Genomic DNA, 23672 nt, shown 5'->3' with positions numbered 1-23672 from the left:
ACTCGCCGCCAGACCGAAGTCCGCGCTGCCGTTCGACTTGCATGTGTAAGGCATGCCGCCAGCGTTCAATCTGAGCCAGGATCAAACTCTTCAGTTCAATCTCTGTTGCGCCCTCTCGGGCAACCTCTATAAGAGGTGTCGCTCACTCAAAATACTGACAGGTGGCATCTTGCGATGCCGACCTATTTGTTTCTTGTGCGAGCACTTCATATGCTTTGAGCCACGCAGCTTGCGCTGCCGGCCCGCTTCATCGAGCGCCCACACTTATCGGTTGTTGGTTGTTAAAGAACCGGACTGCCTGCAACAGAAGTCAGAAGACTGTCTCCGTCGCGTCGCTGTCGAAGCGTTTTGTTCGTCAGCAGCAGAGAAACGAGATTATGGAGAATCTCTCGATTTGCGTCAAGCTTTTTCCAGAATGTTTTCAGGGGTTTTCGTGTCCCGCCCCTTTCGGCCGGGACTGCCTGACCAGACCTTGCAACTTGTGCATTACTTTGTCGCGTTGGAGGCCGACGATACGGGTGCTTTCGGCAGCAGAACCCACATCGTTCCCTGCTGCTTCATCTTGCCGGCCTTCTCTCCCGCTTCCTTGCCAAGCCCCCAGAAGAAGTCGGCCCTGACCGCACCGCGGATGGCGCCGCCGGTATCCTGCGCCATCATCAGCCGCTGCATCGGCGTATTGGTCAGCGGCTGCGTCGTCGAGAGGAATACCGGAGCGCCGAGAGGAATATGCTGCGGATCGACCGCAATCGAACGCTCCGGCGTCAGGGCGACGCCAAGCGCACCCTTCGGTCCTTTTGCGCTGTCCAGGATTTTCTCTTCCTTGAAGAACACGTAGCTCGGATTTGCGTTCAGCAATTCGTTTTGCCGGGCCGGATTGGCGGCGTACCAGGCCTTGATGCTCTGGGCAGAAGCCTGGTCAAGCGTCAGCTCCCCCTTGTCGACCAGATATCGTCCGATCGACTTGTACGGATGTCCGTTCTGGTCGGCGTAGGCAACCCGCACCGTTTCCTTGGTTTCTGCAATCTTTACGCGGCCGGATCCCTGCACCTGCAGGAAGAAAGCCTCGATGGGATCGTCCACCCATACCAGTTCCTTGCCATTCAATACCCCCGACTGCAGCATCTCGGCACGCGTCAGGTAGGGAACGATGCGGTTGCCGACCACACGCCCCCGCAGCCGCATGTTTTTCAGCTCCGGATAAACCGAGGACAGGTCGACGGTCAGCATGTCGTCCGGTGCGCGATGCAGCGGCGTCTGGTACACCCCTCCGCGTTTGCGCGCCCCGTTCAATACAGGCTCGTAATATCCGGTCACCAGGCCGGTGGTGGAGCCGTCGGGATTGCTCACCAGGTTCGGCACGAAGAATGATTCAAAGAAAACGCGGATCTTCTTCTCGCTGGAGGCATCGACATCGCGCGCCACGGTGCAGGGTTCCTTCCAGTCCGGACGTTTTACCAGGGCTTCACAGGACGTCATAAACGCCGGCCATGCCTCGCGCAGCTTGTCCTTGTCCCAGCTGGGAATGGCGGAAAACGTGGTCGGTGTCAGCACCTGTTTCGGCAGCGCGTCCTTGGATGCGGACGGAGTTTCCGGTTTCTGCGCTGCAGACGGAGGAGGTGCTGGCTGCCTGGGTGCGGACCCGGAGGGAACCGTGGTGCATGCGGCGAGCGCGGCCAAGACCGCAACGGCGGATAAAGTTAAACTTGTGCGAATCAACGACATCGGGATAAGAATATGTGGCTGTTAGTGCTTGAAGCGGGCGTTGCCCTGTTCCTGCTGGTCTTTATTGTATGGTGGACGATGTTCCATGGGCGCAAGCCGGAACAGCCGCCGAACAAGTCCGTGCAGCAAAAGGACGATGCGCAACAGTAAATCAGTGCAGCGTGCGAGGCAATGACAAAATGAACTCGGATATCGGCGCCTCGAATTTTTCGCCGTCTTCCGCAACACAGAAGTACGAGCCCTTCATCGAACCATGCGGTGTCGCAAGCACGGCTCCGCTGGTGTATTCGAACTGCGCGCCGGGAGCGAGCAGAGGCTGGTGGCCGACGACGCCGAGTCCGCGCACTTCCTCGATACGGTTATTGCCGTCAACGATGATCCAGTGACGGGAAATCAGCTGGGCCGCGACCTGGCCGGTGTTCTTGATGGTGATCGTGTAGGCAAATGCATAATGGGAGCGCTCCGGCTCCGACTGCTCCGCGAGATACTGCGTGCGAACGGAGATCGTGAATTCATAGGCGGCCATGGGCTTTCCTTGTCTTTTTTGTAAACATGCAGCAAATACTGCATGCATGCGGCAACAGGTCCGCCGCAACGATGCGGCGCAAGCTGACGTGCGGGTAAAATAGCGCATCCTTTTCATTATTGCTTGTCATGGCTACCTACCGCATCGCTCCCAGCATTCTCTCCGCCGACTTCGCCCGCCTGGGCGAGGAAGTCCGCAACGTCGTTTCCGCCGGCGCAGACATCATCCATTTCGACGTGATGGACAATCATTATGTCCCGAATCTGACGATCGGCCCGCTGGTATGCGAAGCCATTCGCCCGCATGTGCAGGTTCCGATCGATGTGCACCTGATGGTCAAGCCGGTGGATCGCATCATTCCCGATTTTGCCAAGGCCGGCGCCAACATCATCACCTTCCATCCGGAAGCTTCCGAGCATATCGACCGTTCTCTTCAGCTGATCCGCGACAACGGCTGCAAGGCCGGTCTCGTATTCAATCCGGCCACGCCGCTGCACTATCTCGACCATGTGATGGACAAGATCGATATCGTTCTGATCATGTCCGTCAATCCCGGCTTCGGCGGCCAGTCCTTCATTCCCCAGGCATTGAAGAAGATTGCCGATGTCCGCCGCCGCATCGATGAATCCGGGCGCGACATCATGCTCGAGGTCGACGGCGGCATCAAGATCGAGAACATTGCAGAAGCGGCACGCGCCGGCGCCGACACTTTCGTCGCGGGATCGGCCATCTTCGGCAAGCCCGACTACAAGGCCGTCATCGACGCCATGCGCGCCCAGCTGGCACAGGCATGACAGGCATGAGCGCACTGGAAACGCTGACCCCGACCCTGACCGGCATTCGCGCCGCCATCATCGACCTCGACGGAACCATGGTGCATACCGCACCCGACTTCCTCGTGGCGATCAACCGCATGCGTGCCGATCTCGGATTGAAGGAACTCGATATCGAGACCATCACCCGCTTCGTCGGCAAGGGAACGGAAAACCTGATGCGCAAGGTGTTGAGCGTCGACTACTCGCCAGAGGACGTGGAAGCGCATTTTGCGAAGGCGCTTGCCTCGTATCATGCGCATTACATTGCGATCAACGGCCAGTACTCGACCCTGTATCCCGAGGTGCATGAAGGGCTGGCCGCGCTCCGGGAAAAGGGCTTGCGCCTGGCCTGCGTCACCAACAAGCCGATTGCCTTCGCGTTGCCGCTGCTGGAGAAAACCGGGCTGCACAAGTATTTCGATCTGGTCTACGGCGGCGACTCGCTGCCGAAGAAGAAACCCGATCCCCTGCCCTTGCTGACCGTCTGCCAGGATTTCCACCTGCGTCCGGAACAGGTTGTGGCGATCGGCGATTCCTCAAACGATGCGCAGGCCGCCCGCGCGGCCGGCTGCCGGGTGCTCAACGTACCCTACGGCTACAATCATGGCGAATCTATACACAACGTCGATTCCGATGGTATAGTTCCCACGCTGCTTGAAGCGGCGAATTGCATCTCCGTGTAAAAAACGCAATCAACTGCAATCACCCATCCATAATGTTTCTCGGCAAAAAACGTAACGACACCTCACCGGGCCTGTTTGAGGCCTGGCTGTGGCGACGCTGGCAATCCTGGTCCAACTGACCCGATCGCCGCTGACCGCTCGTCCCCAGAGCAAATGCTCTTGACCCGTCAGCAACGTTTTTGCACTTTCACCCCGCTATTGCGCTCCCGTTCTACAATAGCGCCCGGAGAGAAACATGACCGAACTCGAATTCAAATCGCTGGCCACGCAAGGCTATAACCGCATTCCGCTCATCGCCGAAGCTTTCGCCGATCTCGAAACGCCCCTCACGCTCTATCTGAAGCTGGCCCAGACGCAGAACGCCGGCAGGAATACCTTCCTGCTCGAATCCGTCGTCGGCGGCGAGCGTTTCGGCCGCTACTCCTTCATCGGCCTGCCGGCCTCGACGCTGATGCGCAGCTACGGCACCCGCACCGAAGTCGTGAAGAACGGCGAGGTGATCGAGACGCATGAAGGCAATCCGCTCGAATTCATCACCGAATTCCAGGCGCGCTACAAGGCGGCCGTTCGTCCCGGCATGCCGCGCTTCTGCGGCGGACTGGCCGGCTATTTCGGCTACGACACCGTACGCAACATCGAACATCGCCTCGCGCACACGGCACCGAAAGACGACCTGGGCCTGCCCGACATCCAGCTGCTGGTCACCGAAGAGCTGGCCGTCATCGACAACCTCTCGGGCAAGCTGTACCTCATCGTCTATGCCGACCCGACGCAGCCGGAAGCCTATTCGAAGGCGCGCCAGCGTCTCAAGGATCTGCGCGCGATGCTGCGCCGCGCGGTCGATGCGCCCGTCACCTCCGCTTCCGTGCGCACCGACACGGTTCGCGAATTCGCCAAGGCGGATTACCTGAAAGCGGTCGAGAAGGCCAAGGAATACATCATGGCCGGCGACCTGATGCAGGTGCAGATCGGCCAGCGCCTGAAAAAGTCCTACGTCGATTCGCCGCTGTCGCTGTACCGCGCGCTGCGCTCGCTGAATCCCTCGCCGTACATGTATTTCTACAACTTCGGCGACATGCACATCGTCGGCTCCTCGCCCGAGATCCTGGTGCGCAACGAGCAGACCAACGACAGCCGGCGCAAAGTCACCATCCGTCCGCTGGCGGGAACACGTCCGCGCGGCGCCACGCCGGAAAAGGATGAACAGCTGGCCACGGAACTGCTGTCCGACCCCAAGGAAATCGCCGAGCATGTGATGCTGATCGACCTGGCGCGCAACGACATCGGCCGCATCGCCGAAACCGGAAGCGTGCAGGTGACCGACAAGCTGGTCATCGAAAAATATTCGCATGTGCAGCACATCGTCTCCAATGTCGAAGGCACGCTCAAGCCCGAGCTGTCCAATCTCGATGTGCTGAAGGCCACCTTCCCCGCCGGTACCTTGTCGGGCGCGCCGAAAGTGCGCGCGATGGAAATTATCGACGAGCTGGAGCCGGTCAAGCGCGGCATCTACGGCGGCGCCTGCGGCTACCTCTCCTTCGGCGGAGAAATGGACCTGGCCATTGCCATCCGCACCGGCGTGATCAAGGACGGCACGCTGCATGTGCAGGCGGCGGCCGGCGTGGTTGCCGACTCGATACCGGAGATGGAGTGGCAGGAAACCGAAAACAAGGCGCGCGCCGTGCTGCGCGCGGCCGAGCAGGTGCAAGACGGACTGGACGGGGAGCTCTGACATGTTGCTGATGATCGATAACTACGACTCCTTCACCTACAACCTGGTGCAATACTTCGGCGAACTGGGTGAAGACGTGCGCACCTTCCGCAACGACGAAATCACGCTGGAACAGATCGCGGCCATGAAGCCGGACCGCATCTGCATTTCGCCCGGCCCCTGCACCCCGAACGAAGCCGGCGTCTCGGTGCCGGCGCTCAAGGAATTCGCCGGCAAGCTGCCCATCCTCGGCGTCTGCCTCGGTCACCAGGGCATCGGCGCTGCGTTCGGCGGCAAGGTGATCCGCGCCAAGCAGGTCATGCATGGAAAGACCTCGGTGATTCACCATACCGGAGTCGGCGTATTCAAGGATCTGCCCAATCCCTACACCGTGATCCGCTATCACTCGCTGGCGATCGAGCGCGAGTCGCTTCCGGATTGCCTGGAAGTGACGGCATGGACCGACGACGGCGAAATCATGGGCGTGCGGCACAAGGAATTCCAGATCGAGGGCGTGCAGTTTCATCCCGAATCGATTCTGTCCGAGCACGGCCACGCCCTGCTGAAGAACTTCCTGACCGTCTGACGAGGAGCGACCGCCATGGCCATTACCCCGCAAGAAGCGCTGCTGCGCTGCATCGAGCATCGCGAGATTTTCCACGATGAAATGCTGTCGCTGTTCCGCAGGATCATGTCGGGCGAGATGTCGCCGGTGATGATCGCCGCCCTGACCATGGGCCTGCGCGTGAAGAAGGAAACCATCGGCGAGATCGCCGCGGCGGCGCAGGTCATGCGCGAGTTCGCGACCAAGGTGCCGGCCAGGGACACCGACAATCTTCTCGATATTGTCGGCACCGGCGGCGACGGCGCGCATACCTTCAACATTTCCACCGCGTCGATGTTCGTCGCCGCGGCGGCCGGCGCGCGCGTGGCCAAGCATGGCGGACGCAGCGTCTCGTCCTCGTCCGGCAGCGCCGATGTGCTCGAAGCGCTGGGCGCCAATATCAATCTTCAGCCCGAACAGGTTGCCCAATCCATCGAAGAGACCGGCATCGGCTTCATGTTCGCGCCGAACCACCATGCGGCGATGAAGCATGCCGCGCCGGTGCGCAAGGAACTGGGCGTGCGCACCATCTTCAATATTCTCGGACCGCTGACCAACCCGGCAGGCGCCGCCAACATCCTGATGGGCGTGTTCCATCCGGACTTGGTCGGCATCCAGGTGCGCGTGCTGCAGCGCCTCGGCGCAAAGCATGCGATCGTGGTCTGGGGCCGCGACAACATGGATGAAGTCTCGCTCGGCGCGGGAACGATGGTCGGCGAGCTGATCAACGGCGAAGTCCGCGAATACGAAATCCATCCGGAAGACTTCGGCCTGCAGATGGTGGCCAGCCGCAACCTCAAAGTATCGGGTGCGGAAGAGTCCAAGGCAAAGGTGCTGGAAGCACTCGACAATACGCCCGGCCCGGTGCGCGACATCGTCGTGCTCAATGCCGGCACAGCGCTGTATGCGGCAGGTGTGGCTTCCTCGATCGCCGACGGTCTGGCCAAGGCGCGCGAGACGCTGGCGTCGGGTGCAGCCCGCAGCAAGCTGGAGCAATTCATCCAAGTGACGCAGCAGCTCGGCGCCGCGAAATCGCAATAAGCCTCAACCTGATTCTGCATTCAAGCCACCATGTCGGACATTCTCAACAAGATCCTCGACGTCAAGAAAGACGAAGTCGCCGCTGCGAAGAAGCAGCGCGACCTGGCCAGCCTGCGCCGCGACGTCGACAGCAATACCGAAGCGCGCCGCACACTGCGCGGGTTCGAAGACAGCCTGCGGGCAAAGATCGCTGCCGGCAAGGCGGGCGTGATTGCGGAAGTGAAAAAGGCCTCGCCGTCGAAAGGCGTGCTGCGCGCCGACTTCCGGCCGGCTGAAATTGCACAGAGCTATGCAGATCACGGCGCGGCCTGCCTGTCGGTGCTGACCGATGTGCAATTCTTCCAGGGCGCACCGGAATACCTGCAGCAGGCGCGTGCAGCCTGCGCCATTCCCGTGCTGCGCAAGGACTTCATGGTCGATCCCTACCAGGTGTATGAAGCGCGCTCGTGGGGTGCGGACTGCATCCTGCTGATCGTGGCGGCACTTGACCATGGCCTGATGGCGGAACTCGAAGCCTGCGCCCATGATCTGGGCATGGGCGTTCTGGTTGAAGTGCATGACGGCGATGAGCTCGATGCGGCACTGCGGCTGAAGACGCGCATGGTTGGCATCAACAACCGCAACCTGCGCACCTTCGAGACTTCGCTGCAGACAACGCTGGGCCTGCTGCCGCGCATTCCATCCGACAAGCTGGTCGTGACGGAGTCAGGCATTTTGACGGCGGACGACGTCAGGCAGATGCGCGACGCGAACGTGAATGCCTTCCTCGTTGGAGAGGCATTCATGCGGGCCGACAATCCGGGCGAGGAGCTGCAGCGCCTGTTCTTCTGATCAGGCGACATCAATCGCTTTGGCGGCAAGCTGAAGGCAGCGCGGAAAGTTAGGCTTTCCGCGCTGTTTTTTCTTTTGAAGTTCAAACAGCAGCGTCAGTAGTCCTGCTGCCACTGCTCTTCGTACTGGCGATCATATTGCCGTCCGTCATTGCGGCGAGCCATCAATGCGCGTGCTGCCAATCCCAATGCCAGCACGCCGTAAATCGCCGACAGCGACTTTCCGGAAACGCGCTTCTCGTAGCCCGGCGTGAAGCGTCTCGGCACCAGGTAATAATCCGTGACGTAAGCACCCGCAGTGACGACGGCTGCACCCATCAGCGGCTTCAGCGGGGAGGCATCGGCATCGTCTTCACTCGGCGCAAACCACTTCTCGTAGATCGATGCCCAGAAAATCGCCGAGGCATGCGTGAGAAGAAAGCCCGTGACCGTATATTTCATCGACGGCTCGTCGTGCATGGCCGCTTCGTCGCCCCAGACGATATGGCTTGTGGCGTTGAGCGGCGCGGCATAGGATTCGGCGTCGCGCTTGCCGGCAACCGATGCGGCGAGCGCAGTGGCCACGCCGGATACCGTTCCCGAAATCAGGGTGCGCTGCACCCAATTGTCGCTTTGCAGTCTCATGATTTTTCCTTGTTGTCGGTTCAATCTCAGCAATCAGTGGGACTTCTTCAAGGCATCGGCCTTGTGCGCCGCTTCCGCACCTGTCTTGTCGCTGCGGACCAGGTATTGCGGCTCGTCCGGCGAGGCGGCGACATGATGACCCTTGATGTCGGTCGGTTCGGTGAGTTTCTGCAGCACCGTTCCATGCACGGTGCCCTGCGATGAATGCCATTCGACCTTATCGCCTTTTCTGAAGCTCGTTGTCATTGCATTGCCCTTTCCTGTTCGACAAAGCCGTGCGCTGCGGAATCATCCGGCGTTGATGTGATGGCGTTTGCCAAGTCGTGTTGAGATAGAGCGATGCAAGCCTGGCAAGTTGCACTTGCCGGAGCGAATTGGAATGGAGGAAAGGAAGGCGGCGCGCAGCCAGACTCGCCGCAGCGCCGTATGAATGTCAGCGCAATACTCGCTGGAAATTGCGGAAAGACATTGCCGGCGGTTTAGCACACGGCAATGCCGAGGGAATCATGCCCCGCTCAAGCGGCTACCAGCCATGTTGCGCGCCTGCGGGCTTGCGGCGCAGGCTTGTCCTGCGGCTCAAGAGTGACTTGCGGCGTATCGCCCTGCACCAGCACCGCATTGAAGGCCATCAATTCATCACGCCGGAACGCATGCAGCAGCACCGTATCGCCGGCGCGGTAGCGGGCCAGCACCGTCTCCAGATTGGTTGCCGTCACCCGCAGTCCGTCTACCGCAATCAGGAGATCGCCGGCGGACAGACCTGCTGCGTGGGCCGGCCCGCCTTCATGGACATTCGCCAGCTTGCAGTCGTTGCCTTCGCGCGTCGTGCGCACGCCGAGGCTGGGCTTGGCGTTCTTGCGGTTGTCGTCGACATTGACGGCAAAGGGCGCAAGCAGCTTGTCGAACGGCAGATCGTCGGTGCCGTGGATGTAGCGTTCGAAGAACCGCTTCAGCTTGACGCCCGTGACTTCCTCGAACAGCTTCAGCGCCTCGGTCTCGCCAAGGCCTTGGCCGAGGCTGTCGAAGTCGCGTCCGTAGCGCTGCCACAGGGTCCGCATCACATCGTCCAGCGACTTCTTGCCATTGGTCTGCTCGCGTATCGTCAGGTCGAGGGCCAAGCCGACGAGAGATCCTTTTGCGTAATAGCTGACGATGGAGTTCGGCGCATTTTCATCCTGCCGGTAATACTTGACCCAGGCGTCGAAGCTCGACTCGGCCACGCTTTGCTTGGTGCGGCCGCTGCCGCGCAAAACGCCGTTGATGGTCTTGGACAGCGTCTTGAAATACTGCTTTTCATCCATCAGGCCGCTGCGCACCAGCATCAGGTCGTCGTAATAGCTGGTGAATCCCTCGAACAGCCAGAGGAGCGAGGTGTAGCCTTCGCTGCGCAAGTCGTAGGGCGCGAACACCGCCGGCTTGATGCGCTTGACGTTCCAGGTATGGAAGTATTCGTGGCTGCACAGTCCCAGATAGGTGCGGTAGCCGTCGGTCGCTTCCTTCTGCCCGATCACGGGCAAGTCGGCGCGAGAACAGATCAGCGCCGTCGATGCGCGATGTTCAAGGCCGCCGTAGCCGTCGCCCACCACCATGGTCATGAACACATAGCGGTCCATCGGCGCGCGCCGCGTCTTGGGTTCGAACAGTGCGATCTGCGCTTCGCAGACCTTTTTCAGGTCGTTGCAGAGGCGCGCCAGATCCAAGTTGGGAATGCGGCCGGTGAACACGATGTCGTGCGGCACGCCGTGCGCCTTGAAGGTGGCAACGGCGAAAGTGCCGAGCTCGACCGGATGATCGATGAGCTCGTCATAGTCCGCTGCGATATAGGTGCCGAAGCCGTAGCGCCTGGCTTTCAGTTCCGGCATCGCGGTGGCGACGCGCCACGCCTTGTATTCATCGCCTTCGGGGCGGCGGATATCGATCACGTGCGGCAAGTCTTCCTGACCGTGTACCGCGAGGAAGACGCTGGTGCCGTTGAAGAAGCCGTGGGTCTGGTCGAGATGCGCGGCACGCACCGACAGATCCCAGGCATAGACCTCATACGTCAGCACGAGGCGGCCGTTGCAGGGCGCCGCCTGCCAGGTATGCTTGTCGAGCTTTGCCAGCGCGACCTGGCCGTCCCGCGATTCGGCGGCAATGCGCACGATGTTGCGGGCGAACTCGCGAATCATGTAGCTGCCCGGAATCCATGCGGGCAGGGAGAAGGTCTGCCCTTCCGGCGCCGGCTTGTCGACGCTCAGCGTGACTTCGAACAGATGCGCCGCCGGGTCCTTGGGCGTGATGGTGTAGTTGATGGCGTTTCTCATGCGTGTACTTGTCCTTCTTATCCTTTGACGTTGGCTGCGATGACGGTGAGCATCAGCATGACCACGACGACGACGGTGAGTTTCAGGCGCAGCTGCAGGAACCACGGTTCGAACCGGTACCATGCGAACAGCCGCTTGTCGGCCTGATAGGCGGCGATGAAGCCCGCCATCAGCATGGCGAAACCGAATCCGCCCATCATGGTGGAGAACCATGCGATGAGCGCGGGCAGGACGCTCCAGACCAATGCCTTGCGGGTCTGCTCCATGGTCAACTCGCCCGACATCATGACGGCGCCCCAGTGTATGCCTCCCAGAAACGACAGGATGGCAATGCCGTAGGCAAGCTGCCCGCGGATGAAATAGGCCAGCCAGTCGCTGTGCACGGCCCATGCCCCGAGCGTCAGCAGCACGAAGGGAGCGAGGCCGGCATAACCGAGCAGATGCGCGAGGCGCTTGTTGACGAAATGGGTATTCATGCAGTCCGGAACGAGGATGGAAGCCGCATAGTGTAAGGCATGGACGGCGGCGCAGTCATTGGCGCTCGCCTGCGTCCGCGCCGCAGGCTGCGGGTAGATCGTCCGGCGTATCGATGTCGCGGCGGATGCCGGGATCGTTCACCGGCACCTCCACCACAGGACAAGACTTGAGCAGACTGCGCGCGCCCTCGTCTCCGCGCAGCTGCAGCAGCGCATCCAGATGAAGGCGGCCAAAGCCCACCGGATTGCCGCGCTTGCCGTTCCAGACCGGCGCCGCGATGTCGGCGCCGTCAGCGAGCGCATCGCGAAGTGCCGCGATGGTGCTTCCTGCCACATACGGCATGTCGGCCAGCGCAATGATCCATCCGGCCGCGTCCTTCGCCTGCAGCAGCCCGTGCACCAGCGAAGCCGCCATGCCCTGCCCCGAGTCATTGCAAGAACTGACCGTGCATCCAGCCTGCTGCAGTGCCAGCGCCAGTTCCTGATTATCGTGGCGCACGACGGCGATCACCGCCGGCAATACGGCCAGCATGTTCCTGGCGGCGGCCACGGCGACCGATTCTCCCTCGGGCAAGGCCTGCCGCAGCTTGTCGCGCCGGCCGCTCGGATCGAAACGCGTTCCCCGCCCTCCGGCCAGGAGAATGCCGGCGATAGCTGCGGCTCGATGAGGTTCAGCGGTTGACATCCACCACCAGCCTTCCGCGCACCTTGCCTTCGATGATGTCGCGGGCGCGGGGCAGGGCTTCCTCCAGGCTGATCTCCTGGATCATCTGTTCCAGCCTGTCGAGCGGAAGGTCGCTCGCCAGGCGCTGCCATGCAGCCTCCCGCTTTTGACGCGGCGCCATCACGCTGTCGATGCCGAGCAGCGAAATGCCGCGCAGGATGAAGGGTGCCACCGAACCCGGAAGATCAAGGCCCTGCGCCAGTCCGCAGGCTGCCACCGCGCCGCCGTAGCGGGTCTGCGCCAAGGCATTGACCAATGTGTGCGAACCGACCGAATCGACGACGCCGGCCCAGCGTTCCTTCTGCAAGGGTTTGCCGGGCGCGGACAATTCGGCGCGGTCGATGATGTCTGCAGCGCCGAGCGCCTTCAGGTAGGCAGCTTCGGACGCCTTGCCGGTGGAGGCAATGACGCGATAGCCCCATGCCGACAGGATCGCGATGGCCACGCTGCCGACGCCGCCCGAAGCGCCCGTCACCAGTATCTCGCCGCTGTCCTTGGCAATGCCCTTCTCCTGCAGCGCCATCGCGCACAGCATCGCGGTGTAGCCCGCCGTGCCGATAGCCATCGCATTGCGCGCCGAGATATTGTCGGGACGGCGGATCAGCCAGTCGCCCTTGAGCCTGGCGCGCTGCGCAAGGCAGCCCATGTGCACTTCGCCCACGCCCCAGCCATTGAGGACGACGGCATCGCCTGCCTTCCATTCCGGATGCGAGGAGGCGACGACTTCGCCGGCGCCGTCGATGCCGGGCACCATCGGCCACTTGCGCACGACCGGCGATTTGCCGGTAATGGCCAGGCCGTCCTTGTAGTTGATGGTGGAATAGTCGATGCGCACCGTCACATCGCCGTCGGCCGGCAATTGCGCATCGTCGAGCTGGGTCAGTTTTGCATCTGTCGAACCGTCATCATTCTTGCTGAGCAAAATGGCGTTGAACATGGCTGTCTCCGGAGTGGTTTCGAATGATTATAGTTCGATGGAATAAACGGCGTCCGGCCATGAAAAATGGCACGTTCCCGCAGGAATGCGTGCCATTGATGAGTTGCTGTACCTGGCCGTGTGAACTGCCGCCGGCTTGTCGCGTGAAGGTCCGGCTTACTTGATCGAGGCCAGCTTGGATTCCAGCGCCTTGGCATCCACTGCGCCGGGAATGCGCGTGCCGTCGGCGAAGAACACCGTCGGCGTGCCGGTGATCTTGAACTTCTGGCCGAGGGCAAAGATCTTCTCGTGCGGCGCGGTACAGTTGGCCGGCGCGGGCGGAGCGGCCTTGCCGTTCAACATCCAGTCGTCCCATGCCTTGACGCGGTCGGCCGTACACCAGATGTTGCGCGACTTGGTGACCGAGTCTTCCGACAGGATGTTGTACATGAAGGTGTAGACCGTCACGTTGTCCATGTCGTTGAGCGTCTGGCGGAAGCGCTTGCAGTAGCCGCAGTTCGGGTCCTCGAAGACTGCGATCACGCGCTTGCCGTTCCCCTTGACCATCTTGAGCGCGGAGTCGAACGGCAGCTCGGAGAACTTGATCTTGTTGATTTCATCGACGCGGGCCTTGGTCTGATCCTGCATCGTCTTCGTATCGATGACGCGGCCGACGAACAGGTAATCGCCCTTGGCATCGGTATAGAAAATGTCGCCGCCGATGCGCACTTCATACAAGCCGCCGTAAGGCGTCTTGGTGACCGAATCCACCTTGATGCCTTCGCCGAGGCGCGGCTCCAGCGATTTCTTGATGGCGGCTTCCGGCCCGGTCTGGGCAGATGCCGCGGTGGCGGTCAGGCACAGCAGCGCGGCGGCGGCCAGTCTGGTCAATGTGATCATGATGTTGTTTCTTCCTTCTGCAAATATCGGCCGCTTGTTACGTCCATTACGATCTCTTTCCCATCGCATGGGAAATCAGGGCTCGCTTTAAGACTGGCAGTTTGTTGACCAGGTTCAATCCAATGTTTCGCGCGATCCTCACCGGCTCCAGCGTGCTGGAGAAAAGACGCTCCAGGCCATCGGTCGCCGCCTGCATCAGCAGGATATCCTCCTTGCGCGAACGCGCATAGCGGCCGAGCACGCGCTCGTCGCCGCAGTCGCGGTGCGATTCACGCTGCGAGACTGCCCTGAGCAGGCCGACCACATCGGCAAAGCCGAGATTCATGCCATGGCCGGCGAGCGGATGCACGACGTGGGCGGCATCGCCGATGAGCGCAACGCGCGGCGCAATGATGGCATGCGGACGCATCAGGCGCAGCGGAAAGGCCTTGACGACTTCCGGCTGCACCGGCGTCAGTGCACCGAGCACATGGCCGCTGACGGCGCCCACGCGCTCGGCCAGCGCCGAGGCGGACCCGGCCATCAGGTTTTGCGCAAGCGCATCCGGCGCCGACCAGACCAGCGAAGTCCGGTTGCCGGGCAAGGGCAGCAGCGCCACGATACCCTGCTCGGAAGTGAACCACTGATAGGCTGCGCCCTGGTGCGGACGTTCGCATTCGAAGTTGGCGACGATCGCCTGCTGCCCGTAGCTTCGATAGTCGAGCCCGATATCGCACTGTCCGCGCACCCATGACTGCGCGCCGTCGGCGCCGACCACCAGCGAAGCGGTCAGGACGTCGCCGTTGTCGAGTTCGACGCCGGCTTCTTCGAGATCCAGGCGCAGGCGCGTCGCCCGGCCGTTGACGACGCGCGTGTTGGGCGCGAACTTCAATGCCGCATCCAGCGCATTGTTGAGATTGCTGTCTTCGACGATCCAGGCCAGCGCGCCGGTCCGCGCGCCGAAGGCATCGAAGTCGAGCCGACCGCCCTGCGCGCCGTCACCCTTGACGATCATCGCATCCACCGGCGCGATGCGCGACGCGTCCATTGCGCTCCATACCTTGAGCGAAGCCAGCAGCTCATTGGCGACATGGTTCAATGCATAGACGCGCACATCCCAGCCGCCCTCCTCCTTGCCCGCACCGACTGCTTCCGCTGGCGCAAGCAGGCTCACGCTCAGGCCGGCCTGGGCAAATCCGAGCGCGGCAGCCTTGCCGACCGCGCCGTTGCCGATCACACACACATCGCTTTGTATTTGCATAAAGCAGAATCCGTTCGAGACAAATGCAGGCACGCGCGCCGCGTGGCGCCGTGTCTTGACCCATTATAGCCGGTGGCTCGAAACAGTTTTTTCTCCAGGCACTTGTAAATTTCCAGATCCTTGCTATACTTGCGGACTTCTTGGCCTGGTAGCTCAGTCGGTAGAGCAGAGGATTGAAAATCCTTGTGTCGGTGGTTCGATTCCGCCCCGGGCCACCAAGATTCAGGGCTCAGCTTCGGCTGGGCCCTTTTTCTTTTCCGGTCTCGGATGCGATGGCTGAACATAAGCTGACAAGCCAAGCCGTCATCAGTTTTCTGCAAATGCTTGCCGCGCTGCACCGCATGAGGCAACTACGTAAAATGCAAAGTAGTCCGCCATCTCTTCCTCAAGCCCATGCGTGTTGCCTTTCATACCAACGACCAGGAACTGGCCGAAGCGATACGTGAAATCTTGTCCTCAAGCGGGCATGATTGTTTTCGCCTGGAGCGCAGCCGCATGCAGCAGAATGAGTTGCAGCTCTGCGTAATCGATTGGCAATCGGACAGCAGTCCGCAACTCATCGTGCAGCAACTGCGGCAACAGTCGCCCTCCTTGCCGGTGCTTGCACTCACCGAGCGCAACCGCATCGAAGACGCCATGGCGGCGCTTGCGGCCGGTGCATCGGACTATCTTGTCAAGCCGATACGCCGCAACGAACTGGCCCTGCGCTGCGAGGTGCTGCTGCGCAGGGCCTACCCGGCTCTGCATGCGCAGGACCATGCCGTGTTCGGTCCCTACTGTTTCGAACTTGGCAGCGGCCGCATCACGCGGGACGGCGCCACGCTCGATCTGACCCGCAAGGAATTCGACCTGGCGCTGCTGTTTTTCCGCCATCTGGGCCGACCGCTGTCGCGCGCCTTCATCAAGGATGCGGTCTGGTCGCGCGAACTCGACCTGCCTTCCCGCACCATGGATACCCATGTCTCGCGCGTGCGCAGCAAGCTGGGATTGAATCCGGAGAACGGATTCAGGCTGGCGCCAGTCTATAGCTACGGTTATCGGCTTGAACAGCTTTCGTAGCAAGCCTTGAACAGACTTTGCAGCGCTGCTGCCGCAGCCATCCAAGTAGCGCTGTGCTTTTGTCAACAGTCTGTGCAGGGGTGCAACAGGCTATAATAGCGAGTGCCACACAGGATTTCAGCTTTACGCTAATCATGCAGCTTCTCGCAGTCGGTCTCAATCACACCACCGCGCCGGTTTCCCTGCGCGAAAAGGTCGCCTTTCCCGCGGACCAGATCGGTCAGGCGGTGGCGTCGGCGCGCGCGTGGTTCGGACGCGAAACGGCCACGGGCACGAGCGATGAAGCTGCCATCCTGTCGACCTGCAACCGCACCGAGCTGTATGCCGCCAGCGACATTCCCGGCGGCGTGGAGGCCGCGATCGACGCTACTGCGCGCTTCCTGGCCGAATACCACAAGCTGTCCTATTCCGAACTCCGTCCCTTTCTGTACACGCTGCCGCAGGATAATGCCGTGCGTCATGCATTCCGCGTGGCATCCGGCCTCGATTCCATGGTGCTCGGCGAAGCCCAGATCTTGGGGCAGATGAAGGATGCGGTGCGCAAGGCCGATGAGGCCGGCGGGCTCGGCACCTACCTGCACCAGATGTTCCAGCGCACCTTCGCGGTCGCGAAGGAAGTCCGTACCACGACCGAGATCGGCGCGCACAGCGTGTCCATGGCCGCCGCCGCGGTGCGCCTGTCGCAGCGCATCTTCGATACCGTGTCCGAGCAAAATGTGCTGTTCATCGGCGCCGGCGAAATGATCGAGCTTTGCGCGACCCACTTCGCCGCCCAGAACCCGAAGACGCTGACCATCGCCAACCGTACGCTGGAGCGCGGCGAGTCGCTGGCCCACCGTTTCAACGGCCGCGCCATCCGCCTGGCCGAACTGCCGGATCAGCTGGCGCAGTTCGACATCGTGGTGTCCAGCACCGCCTCGTCCCTGCCGATCATCGGCCTGGGCATGGTGGAACGCGCGGTCAAGGCGCGGCGCCACAAACCGATCTTCATGGTGGATCTCGCAGTACCGCGCGACATCGAACCCGAAGTCGGCCGCCTCGACGACGTTTTCCTGTACACGGTCGACGATCTCGGCGCAGCCGTGCAGACCGGCATCGAAAACCGGCAGGCCGCCGTGGCGCAGGCCGAAGCCATCATCGAGAACCGCGTGCAGGCCTTCATGCACTGGATTGACACCCGCGCCGTCGTGCCGCTCATCCGCAACCTGCATGAAAGCAGCGAGGCCATGCGCCTGGCCGAGCTTGAGCGCGCCAGGAAGCTGCTCGCCAAGGGCGAGGATATCGATGCGGTGCTGGAAGCACTGTCGAAGGGGCTGACCGCGAAGTTCCTGCATGGCCCGCAGCAAGCCTTGAACAATGCGCAGGGCGATGAACGCGCCCGGCTCGCAGCACTCCTGCCCCAGCTTTTCCGCACCAAGCGCTAGCGGGGCCCTTCTGCGCCTTCCGCCGTTTTCGGCCGGTCGATCGCCATTCTCTCCTTCAAGCGGCAACGCGTCATCCCTTCAAGAATTCGACTAGAGCCACGCTTATGAAACCTTCAATGCTTGCAAAACTCGACCAGCTGACCGAGCGGCTCGAGGAAGTGAACAGCCTGCTGATGCAGGAAGGCGCCACCGCCGACATGGATCAGTACCGCAAGCTCACGCGCGAGCATGCCGAACTTGGTCCGCTGGTGGCCTTGTACAAGGATTACGTTCAGGCCGGCGAAGACATCACGACCGCCCAGGACATGCTGTCCGATCCCGACATGAAGGAACTGGCGCAGGAGGAAATCGCCGCGGCGAAGGCGCGCATCGAGCAGGCGGAAATCGATCTACAGAAGATGCTGCTGCCCAAGGACCCCAACGACGAACGCAACATCTATCTCGAAATCCGCGCCGGCACCGGCGGCGATGAAGCGGCCCTGTTCGCGGGCGATCTGCTGCGCATGTACACCCGCTATGCCGAGCGCAACCGCTGGCAGGTCGAGATGGTGTCCGAGTCGCCGTCGGAGATCGGCGGCTACAAGGAAGTGATCGTGCGCCTGATCGGACACGGCGCCTATTCGAAGCTGAAATTCGAGTCCGGCGGCCATCGCGTGCAGCGGGTGCCGGCCACCGAGACCCAAGGCCGCATCCATACTTCCGCCTGCACCGTGGCGGTGATGCCGGAAGCCGATGAAGTATCTGACGTCGACATCAATCCGGCCGATATCCGCATCGACACCTTCCGCGCTTCCGGTGCCGGCGGCCAGCACATCAACAAGACCGATTCGGCGATCCGCATCACCCACTTCCCGACCGGCATCGTGGTCGAGTGCCAGGACGACCGCAGCCAGCACAAGAACAAGGCGTCGGCGCTGAAGGTGCTGGCCGCGCGCATCAAGGATGTACAACTGCGCGAACAGCAGGCCAAGGAAGCCGCGACGCGGAAGTCGCTGATCGGCTCGGGCGACCGCAGCGAACGCATCCGCACCTACAATTTCCCGCAGGGAAGGATGACGGATCACCGCATCAACCTGACGCTGTACAAGCTCGACTTCATCATGGACGGCGACCTGGAAGAATTGACCAATGCGCTGATGGCCGAGCACCAGGCGGAACTGCTGGCTACGCTGGCCGAAGAAGTATGAGGCTTGCCGGCATCATGCTGCTGCCTGCGACGCGTTTCAAAGAGTTGTGCAATAGTTCAACATAGTTGCGCACCAGAACCATCAAACGCCATGTCAGTCACATGGCATTACCAACTTACAACATTGTCCAGATGAGAACATCCAAACCCGTACTGGTCGCCGCCGGCATCATTTGCTTCGCTTTGGTCGGTTATGCGCTGTATCTGCAGCACGTGAGGGAAATGCTGCCCTGCCCGCTTTGCGTGCTGCAGCGCTATGCATTCGTCGCGGTCGGCCTGCTGTGCTTCATCTTTGCCGCGATGCCGCGTGCCGCCACCAAGACAGGCGCATTGCTCGGCGCACTGGCGGCGCTGGTCGGCGGCGGCATCGCCGGCTGGCATCTCTGGGTGAAGGCGCATCCGTCCGTCTCCTGCGGCATCGATCCGCTGGAAACCTCGCTGAACAAGATTTTCACCGCCGAACTGATGCCCTTCCTGTTCAAGGCCGACGGCCTGTGCAGCGCGGAGTACGAGCCGATCATCGGCCTGTCCATCCCGCAGTGGTCGCTGATCTGGTTCGCCATTCTTGCCATTCTGCTGATCTGGGCCGCGCTGCGCCAGAGCCGCTGATCAACCGGTTTTCATCCATGCATACCGATTCCGGTTCGCCGCCTTCCGCATTCGTCATCGCGCCCGGCACGACGCTCGGTGCGCTGCTGAAGCGGCCGCCGATCGATGCGGTCGATGCAAGGATTCTTGTCTGCCACAGCCTCGGGCTGACGCGCGTGCAACTGATTACCCAGTCGGACCGTGCGCTCGGCCAGGAAGAGGCAGTCCGGCTGTCGCAACTGTTCAGGCGCCGCATCGCCGGCGAGCCGATTGCCTATATCACCGGCGAGCGCGAATTCTTCGGACTGGCCCTGCACACCACGCCGGACGTGCTGATACCGCGGCCGGAAACGGAACTGCTGGTTGAACTGGCGCTGGAGCGTCTTCCGCAGAATGGACGCGCGCTCGACCTCGGCACCGGCACCGGTGCGATTGCCATCGCGATTGCGCACAGCCGGCCGGATGCGACGGTGACCGCGGTGGACGTCAGCGCAGCCGCATTGGAAGTCGCCCGCCGCAATGCGCAGCGCCATGCCTGCACGGTGCGCCTGATCCAAAGCGACTGGTACGCCGCGCTGCAGGATGGCGTCCGCCACGACCTCATCGTGTCGAATCCGCCCTATATCGTTGCCCGGGATCCTCATCTGTCGCAGGGCGATCTCCGCTTCGAACCGGTGGATGCGCTGACCGACCATGCGGACGGTTTGAGCGCCTTGCGCGCCATCGTGCAGCATGCGCCTTCGCACCTGCTCGAAGGCGGCTGGCTGCTGATGGAACATGGTTACGACCAGGCGCAGGCAGTGCGCGGCCTGCTCGCCGAACGCGGCTTCGAGGCCGTGCAAAGCTGGCAAGACCTCGCCGGCATCGAGCGCGTGAGCGGCGGCCGGTATCCGGGATGAACACCCGCTTGGCATTTCTGCAATCCTCTCGCTTCAAATCACGCCGTGTCGCGCTCCTGCATTTTCGGCCTGTCAAGACTGGCGCTCCCGCGTAATTTGCGTATCATCATTCGCTTGTTTTTCTTCTTATCCGAATCTCATGCTGCCTTCGATTGAACAACGTCTCGCCCTAGAACTCGCCGCCAAACCGGCACAGGTTGCCGCCGCCATTGCCTTGCTCGATGAAGGCGCGACCGTGCCCTTTATCGCTCGCTACCGCAAGGAAGCGACCGGCGGCCTGGACGATACGCAGCTGCGCCTGCTGGAAGAGCGCCTGCGCTATCTGCGCGAACTCGAAGACCGCCGCGCAGCGATCATCGCCTCCATCGACGAGCAGGGGAAAATGACGCCCGAGCTGCTGGACGCGATCACCCATGCCGAAGACAAGACCCGGCTCGAAGACCTGTACCTGCCCTACAAGCCCAAGCGCCGCACCAAGGCGCAGATCGCCGCCGAAGCCGGCCTGACCGAGCTGGCCGATGCCCTGCTCGGCAATCCTGCGCTCAATCCCGAAGAGGAAGCGGCCAAGTACCTGAAGCCGGCCTTCAGCACCGACAACGGCGACAATCCCGGCGTGGCCGACACCAAGGCTGCGCTGGATGGCGCGCGCCAGATCCTGATGGAGCGCTTCGCCGAAGATGCGACGCTGCTGCAGACCCTGCGCGAATACCTGACCGAACACGGCGTGGTCGAGTCGAAAGTGGTCGAGGGCAAGGAAGACGCGGGCGCCAAGTTCGCGGATTACTTCGACTACTCCGAAACGCTGAACACCATTCCCTCCCATCGCGCGCTGGCCCTGTTCCGCGGACGCCGCGAGGAAATCCTGAATGTCTCGCTTCGCCTCGACAGCGAAGAGGAAAAGCCGAAATGGGATGCGCCGCACAATCCCTGCGAAGGCAGGATCGCTGTCCGCTTCGGCATCAGCAACCAGGGCCGCCCGGCGGACAAGTGGCTTGCCGACACCGTGCGCTGGACCTGGCGCGTGAAGACCTTCATGCATCTTGAAACCGAATTGATGACGGCCCTGCGCGAGCGAGCGGAAGTCGAAGCGATCAATGTGTTTGCCCGCAACCTGAAGGACCTGCTGCTGGCCGCGCCGGCGGGTCCGCGCGCGACCATGGGGCTGGACCCTGGACTGCGCACCGGCGTCAAGGTGGCGGTGGTCGATGCGACCGGCAAGGTGGTCGATACGGCAACGATCTATCCTCACCAGCCGCGCAACGACTGGCACGGCTCGCTGCATACGCTGGCCCTGCTTGCGCAGAAGCACCAGGTCGCATTGATCTCCATCGGCAACGGCACCGCTTCCCGGGAAACCGACAAGCTGGCGCAGGACCTGATCAAGCAGCACCCCGAACTCAAGCTGACCAAGATCGTGGTCTCGGAAGCAGGCGCGTCCGTGTATTCCGCCTCGGAATTCGCTTCCCGCGAATTGCCGGAGCTGGATGTGTCGCTGCGCGGCGCGGTATCGATCGCACGGCGCCTGCAGGATCCGCTGGCGGAACTCGTGAAAATCGACCCGAAGTCCATCGGCGTGGGGCAATACCAGCATGATGTCGGACAGACGCAGCTGGCCCGCTCGCTCGATGCCGTGGTCGAGGATTGCGTCAATGCGGTCGGCGTGGATGTGAACACCGCCTCCGCTCCACTGCTCGCGCGCGTGTCCGGACTCAACGCCAGCGTGGCGCAAAGCATCGTCAACTACCGCGACATGAAAGGCATGTTCACCTCGCGCGCCTCGCTGAAGGCAGTGCCTCGCCTCGGGGACAAGACCTTCGAGCAGGCCGCCGGCTTTTTGCGCATCATGAACGGCGACAATCCGCTGGATGCGTCCGCGGTGCACCCGGAATCCTATCCGGTGGTCGAGAAAATCCTGGCCGACATCAAGAAGGACGTGAAAGGCGTCATTGGCGACGGCAAGCTGCTCAAGAGCATCCAGCCGGCGAAGTATGCGGATGAGAAGTTCGGCGTCCCCACCATCACCGACATCCTCAAGGAACTGGAAAAGCCCGGCCGCGACCCGCGCCCCGAGTTCACCACCGCGACCTTCAAGGAGGGCGTCGAGGATATCAAGGACCTGCGTCCCGACATGATTCTCGAGGGCGTGGTGACGAACGTGGCGGCCTTCGGCGCCTTCGTCGACATCGGCGTCCATCAAGATGGACTGGTGCATATTTCGGCGCTGTCGAACACCTTCGTGCGCGATCCGCATACCGTGGTGAAGGCCGGACAGGTGGTGAAAGTCAAGGTGCTGGAAGTCGATGAGAAGCGCCGCCGCATCGCATTGACCATGCGCCTGAGCGATTCGCCCCAGCCGGCCGGCGCACGTCCGGAGCAGCGCGGCGACCGTACCGATGCCAAGCGCCTCGGCCAACACCAGCAGCGGTCGCAGCCCGCCGTCAACAATGCGATGGCTGCCGCGTTTGCAAAGCTGAAAGCTTGATACCAATCCCAAGCCACTCCATGCCATGAGATCGCTTCTTTTTTCGCCGGGCGGCGTTGCACTCGTCATCCATAGCCCCGCTATGGACTCCTGATCTGCAACCTTGGCCTAGCCAGTCGAGAAATCCATCGATCTCATTCGGCATGTCCCAACTCGGGAGTGATATAAGCCTTCAACCATGCGAGCGTTTCGGCCGGCTCGGCCGGGACCGGACGCTCCCGGCACGATGCACTGCCGCCGAATGCAATCCGTCGGCTGTCCGGGCAGATCCCAAGTGCCGGCAGTGCATTGTCTGCCGACCGCCTGCGTTTTCCATATAATGGAGCCATCTTCAATCTGCAGGAGTAAGACCATGAGCGACGTACAGAGCTGGATCAAAGAAACCGTAACGCAGCACCCGGTGGTGCTTTTCATGAAGGGCACGTCGCAGTTTCCGCAGTGCGGCTTCTCCGGCCGTGCCATTCAGATTCTGAAGGCATGCGGCGTCGACAATATCGTCACCGTCAATGTGCTGGAAGATGCGGATGTGCGCCAGGGCATCAAGGAATATTCCAACTGGCCGACCATTCCGCAGCTGTATGTGAAAGGCGAATTCGTCGGCGGTTCGGACATCATGACCGAGATGTACGAGTCCGGCGAGCTGCAAAGCCTGCTGAAGTCCTGAAGCATGCCGACGGCATCCCTGCCTTGAATCGCGGGATGCCATACGATGCGCATCCAAGCCCGGAAGTCTTGCAAAAGCTTCCGGGCTTTATTTCGGGATTCTCGTTGTGGGATTCGGAAAAGAAAAAATGTATCGACCCAGCAGAATCTGCTCAGATCATGCTGCTAAAGCGAATGCCTCAGCAGGCGTTTTCATGCCCAGTGCCTGATGCGGGCGCCGGGTGTTATAGAAGCCGATCCAGTCACCAATGGCCCG

At 61.7% G+C, this 23672-nt stretch carries 25 protein-coding genes, 1 tRNA gene and 1 rRNA gene; 15 read left to right on the top strand and 12 right to left on the bottom strand.

The annotated features are described in order from the left end of the window. Together IGW03_RS33290 and mltA are read right to left on the bottom strand one after the other, a co-directional pair. Positions 1–97, bottom strand: a 16S ribosomal RNA gene (locus IGW03_RS33290); the annotation flags it as partial. 389 nt (positions 98–486) lie between these two features. After that, positions 487–1722: a murein transglycosylase A gene (mltA, locus tag IGW03_RS33285; protein ID WP_194726734.1), complete on the bottom strand. Its 1236-nt coding sequence runs from the start codon at positions 1720–1722 to the stop codon at positions 487–489. A 12-nt stretch (positions 1723–1734) separates the two neighbouring features. On the opposite strand from mltA, the gene IGW03_RS33280 reads away from it, so the two are divergent. Beyond that, positions 1735–1872, top strand: coding sequence for a hypothetical protein (locus IGW03_RS33280; protein ID WP_194726733.1), 138 nt, complete (start codon positions 1735–1737; stop codon positions 1870–1872). A 1-nt stretch (position 1873) separates the two neighbouring features. On the opposite strand, the gene apaG is transcribed toward IGW03_RS33280, so the two are convergent. Beyond that, positions 1874–2248 (bottom strand): Co2+/Mg2+ efflux facilitator ApaG/CorD, encoded by a 375-nt coding sequence (gene apaG, locus IGW03_RS33275; protein ID WP_194726732.1) that lies wholly within the window; start codon positions 2246–2248, stop codon positions 1874–1876. A gap of 128 nt (positions 2249–2376) precedes the next feature. On the opposite strand from apaG, the gene rpe reads away from it, so the two are divergent. The 6 genes from rpe (at position 2377) to trpC (ending at position 7933) form a co-directional block, all read left to right on the top strand. After that, complete coding sequence (gene rpe / locus IGW03_RS33270) at positions 2377–3042, top strand: ribulose-phosphate 3-epimerase (RefSeq protein WP_194726731.1); 666 nt, start codon at positions 2377–2379, stop codon at positions 3040–3042. 5 nt (positions 3043–3047) lie between these two features. After that, complete coding sequence (locus IGW03_RS33265; RefSeq protein ID WP_194726730.1) at positions 3048–3746, top strand: phosphoglycolate phosphatase; 699 nt, start codon at positions 3048–3050, stop codon at positions 3744–3746. A gap of 235 nt (positions 3747–3981) precedes the next feature. Beyond that, a complete protein-coding gene (gene trpE / locus IGW03_RS33260) occupies positions 3982–5478 on the top strand; it encodes an anthranilate synthase component I (RefSeq protein WP_194726729.1) in 1497 nt (498 codons plus the stop codon). Position 5479: 1 nt separating this feature from the next. Then, positions 5480–6043: an aminodeoxychorismate/anthranilate synthase component II gene (locus IGW03_RS33255; protein ID WP_194726728.1), complete on the top strand. Its 564-nt coding sequence runs from the start codon at positions 5480–5482 to the stop codon at positions 6041–6043. Positions 6044–6058: 15 nt separating this feature from the next. Then, complete coding sequence (trpD, locus tag IGW03_RS33250; RefSeq protein ID WP_194726727.1) at positions 6059–7102, top strand: anthranilate phosphoribosyltransferase; 1044 nt, start codon at positions 6059–6061, stop codon at positions 7100–7102. 30 nt (positions 7103–7132) lie between these two features. Then, positions 7133–7933 (top strand): indole-3-glycerol phosphate synthase TrpC, encoded by an 801-nt coding sequence (gene trpC, locus IGW03_RS33245; protein ID WP_194726726.1) that lies wholly within the window; start codon positions 7133–7135, stop codon positions 7931–7933. Positions 7934–8028: 95 nt separating this feature from the next. On the opposite strand, the gene IGW03_RS33240 is transcribed toward trpC, so the two are convergent. The 8 genes from IGW03_RS33240 to IGW03_RS33205 all read right to left on the bottom strand — a co-directional run bounded on the left by IGW03_RS33240 (position 8029) and on the right by IGW03_RS33205 (position 15115). Further along, on the bottom strand, positions 8029–8556 hold the full coding sequence (locus IGW03_RS33240) for a hypothetical protein (protein ID WP_194726725.1): 528 nt from the start codon (positions 8554–8556) through the stop codon (positions 8029–8031). Between the two features lie 33 nt (positions 8557–8589). Then, positions 8590–8802, bottom strand: coding sequence for a hypervirulence associated TUDOR domain-containing protein (locus tag IGW03_RS33235; protein WP_194726724.1), 213 nt, complete (start codon positions 8800–8802; stop codon positions 8590–8592). A 269-nt stretch (positions 8803–9071) separates the two neighbouring features. Further along, the gene (locus tag IGW03_RS33230) at positions 9072–10859 is read right to left on the bottom strand and encodes a M61 family metallopeptidase (protein ID WP_194726723.1); all 1788 of its coding nucleotides are present in this window, start codon (positions 10857–10859) and stop codon (positions 9072–9074) included. 17 nt (positions 10860–10876) lie between these two features. Then, positions 10877–11335 carry a DUF3429 domain-containing protein gene (locus tag IGW03_RS33225; RefSeq protein ID WP_194726722.1) on the bottom strand — a complete coding sequence of 153 codons (459 nt, stop codon included), beginning with the start codon at positions 11333–11335 and terminating at the stop codon, positions 10877–10879. Positions 11336–11390: 55 nt separating this feature from the next. After that, the gene (locus tag IGW03_RS33220) at positions 11391–12020 is read right to left on the bottom strand and encodes a nucleotidyltransferase family protein (RefSeq protein ID WP_194726721.1); all 630 of its coding nucleotides are present in this window, start codon (positions 12018–12020) and stop codon (positions 11391–11393) included. Continuing rightward, positions 12007–12996 (bottom strand): acrylyl-CoA reductase (NADPH), encoded by a 990-nt coding sequence (gene acuI / locus IGW03_RS33215; RefSeq protein ID WP_194726720.1) that lies wholly within the window; start codon positions 12994–12996, stop codon positions 12007–12009. The genes IGW03_RS33220 and acuI overlap by 14 nt, the downstream gene beginning before the upstream one ends. A 156-nt stretch (positions 12997–13152) precedes the next feature. Then, positions 13153–13875: a DsbC family protein gene (locus IGW03_RS33210; RefSeq protein WP_194726719.1), complete on the bottom strand. Its 723-nt coding sequence runs from the start codon at positions 13873–13875 to the stop codon at positions 13153–13155. 46 nt (positions 13876–13921) lie between these two features. Beyond that, positions 13922–15115, bottom strand: coding sequence for a UbiH/UbiF family hydroxylase (locus IGW03_RS33205; protein WP_194726718.1), 1194 nt, complete (start codon positions 15113–15115; stop codon positions 13922–13924). A 142-nt stretch (positions 15116–15257) separates the two neighbouring features. Between IGW03_RS33205 and IGW03_RS33200 the strand changes: the two genes are divergently transcribed. The 8 genes from IGW03_RS33200 to grxD all read left to right on the top strand — a co-directional run bounded on the left by IGW03_RS33200 (position 15258) and on the right by grxD (position 23417). Next, positions 15258–15333, top strand: a tRNA-Phe gene (locus IGW03_RS33200). Positions 15334–15508: 175 nt separating this feature from the next. Next, on the top strand, positions 15509–16174 hold the full coding sequence (locus IGW03_RS33195; RefSeq protein ID WP_194726717.1) for a response regulator transcription factor: 666 nt from the start codon (positions 15509–15511) through the stop codon (positions 16172–16174). Positions 16175–16308: 134 nt separating this feature from the next. Beyond that, complete coding sequence (hemA, locus tag IGW03_RS33190; RefSeq protein ID WP_194726716.1) at positions 16309–17598, top strand: glutamyl-tRNA reductase; 1290 nt, start codon at positions 16309–16311, stop codon at positions 17596–17598. Between the two features lie 104 nt (positions 17599–17702). Next, positions 17703–18785, top strand: coding sequence for a peptide chain release factor 1 (gene prfA, locus IGW03_RS33185; RefSeq protein ID WP_194726715.1), 1083 nt, complete (start codon positions 17703–17705; stop codon positions 18783–18785). A gap of 131 nt (positions 18786–18916) precedes the next feature. Continuing rightward, entirely contained in the window at positions 18917–19393 is a 477-nt protein-coding gene (locus IGW03_RS33180) for a disulfide bond formation protein B (protein WP_194726714.1), read from the top strand. 17 nt (positions 19394–19410) lie between these two features. Then, positions 19411–20271, top strand: coding sequence for a peptide chain release factor N(5)-glutamine methyltransferase (gene prmC / locus IGW03_RS33175; RefSeq protein ID WP_194726713.1), 861 nt, complete (start codon positions 19411–19413; stop codon positions 20269–20271). Positions 20272–20410: 139 nt separating this feature from the next. Next, on the top strand, positions 20411–22753 hold the full coding sequence (locus IGW03_RS33170) for a Tex family protein (protein WP_194726712.1): 2343 nt from the start codon (positions 20411–20413) through the stop codon (positions 22751–22753). A 352-nt stretch (positions 22754–23105) separates the two neighbouring features. Next, on the top strand, positions 23106–23417 hold the full coding sequence (grxD, locus tag IGW03_RS33165; protein WP_194726711.1) for a Grx4 family monothiol glutaredoxin: 312 nt from the start codon (positions 23106–23108) through the stop codon (positions 23415–23417). 156 nt (positions 23418–23573) lie between these two features. On the opposite strand, the gene IGW03_RS33160 is transcribed toward grxD, so the two are convergent. Further along, a complete protein-coding gene (locus IGW03_RS33160; protein ID WP_438943671.1) occupies positions 23574–23666 on the bottom strand; it encodes an integrase core domain-containing protein in 93 nt (30 codons plus the stop codon). Positions 23667–23672 lie beyond the last annotated feature (6 nt).

It is taken from the genome of Noviherbaspirillum malthae (assembly GCF_015352985.1).
Lineage (GTDB): Bacteria > Pseudomonadota > Gammaproteobacteria > Burkholderiales > Burkholderiaceae_D > Noviherbaspirillum > Noviherbaspirillum malthae.
Note: the sequence above shows the minus strand (reverse complement) of the source record. Positions and strands in the feature narration are given on the sequence as shown.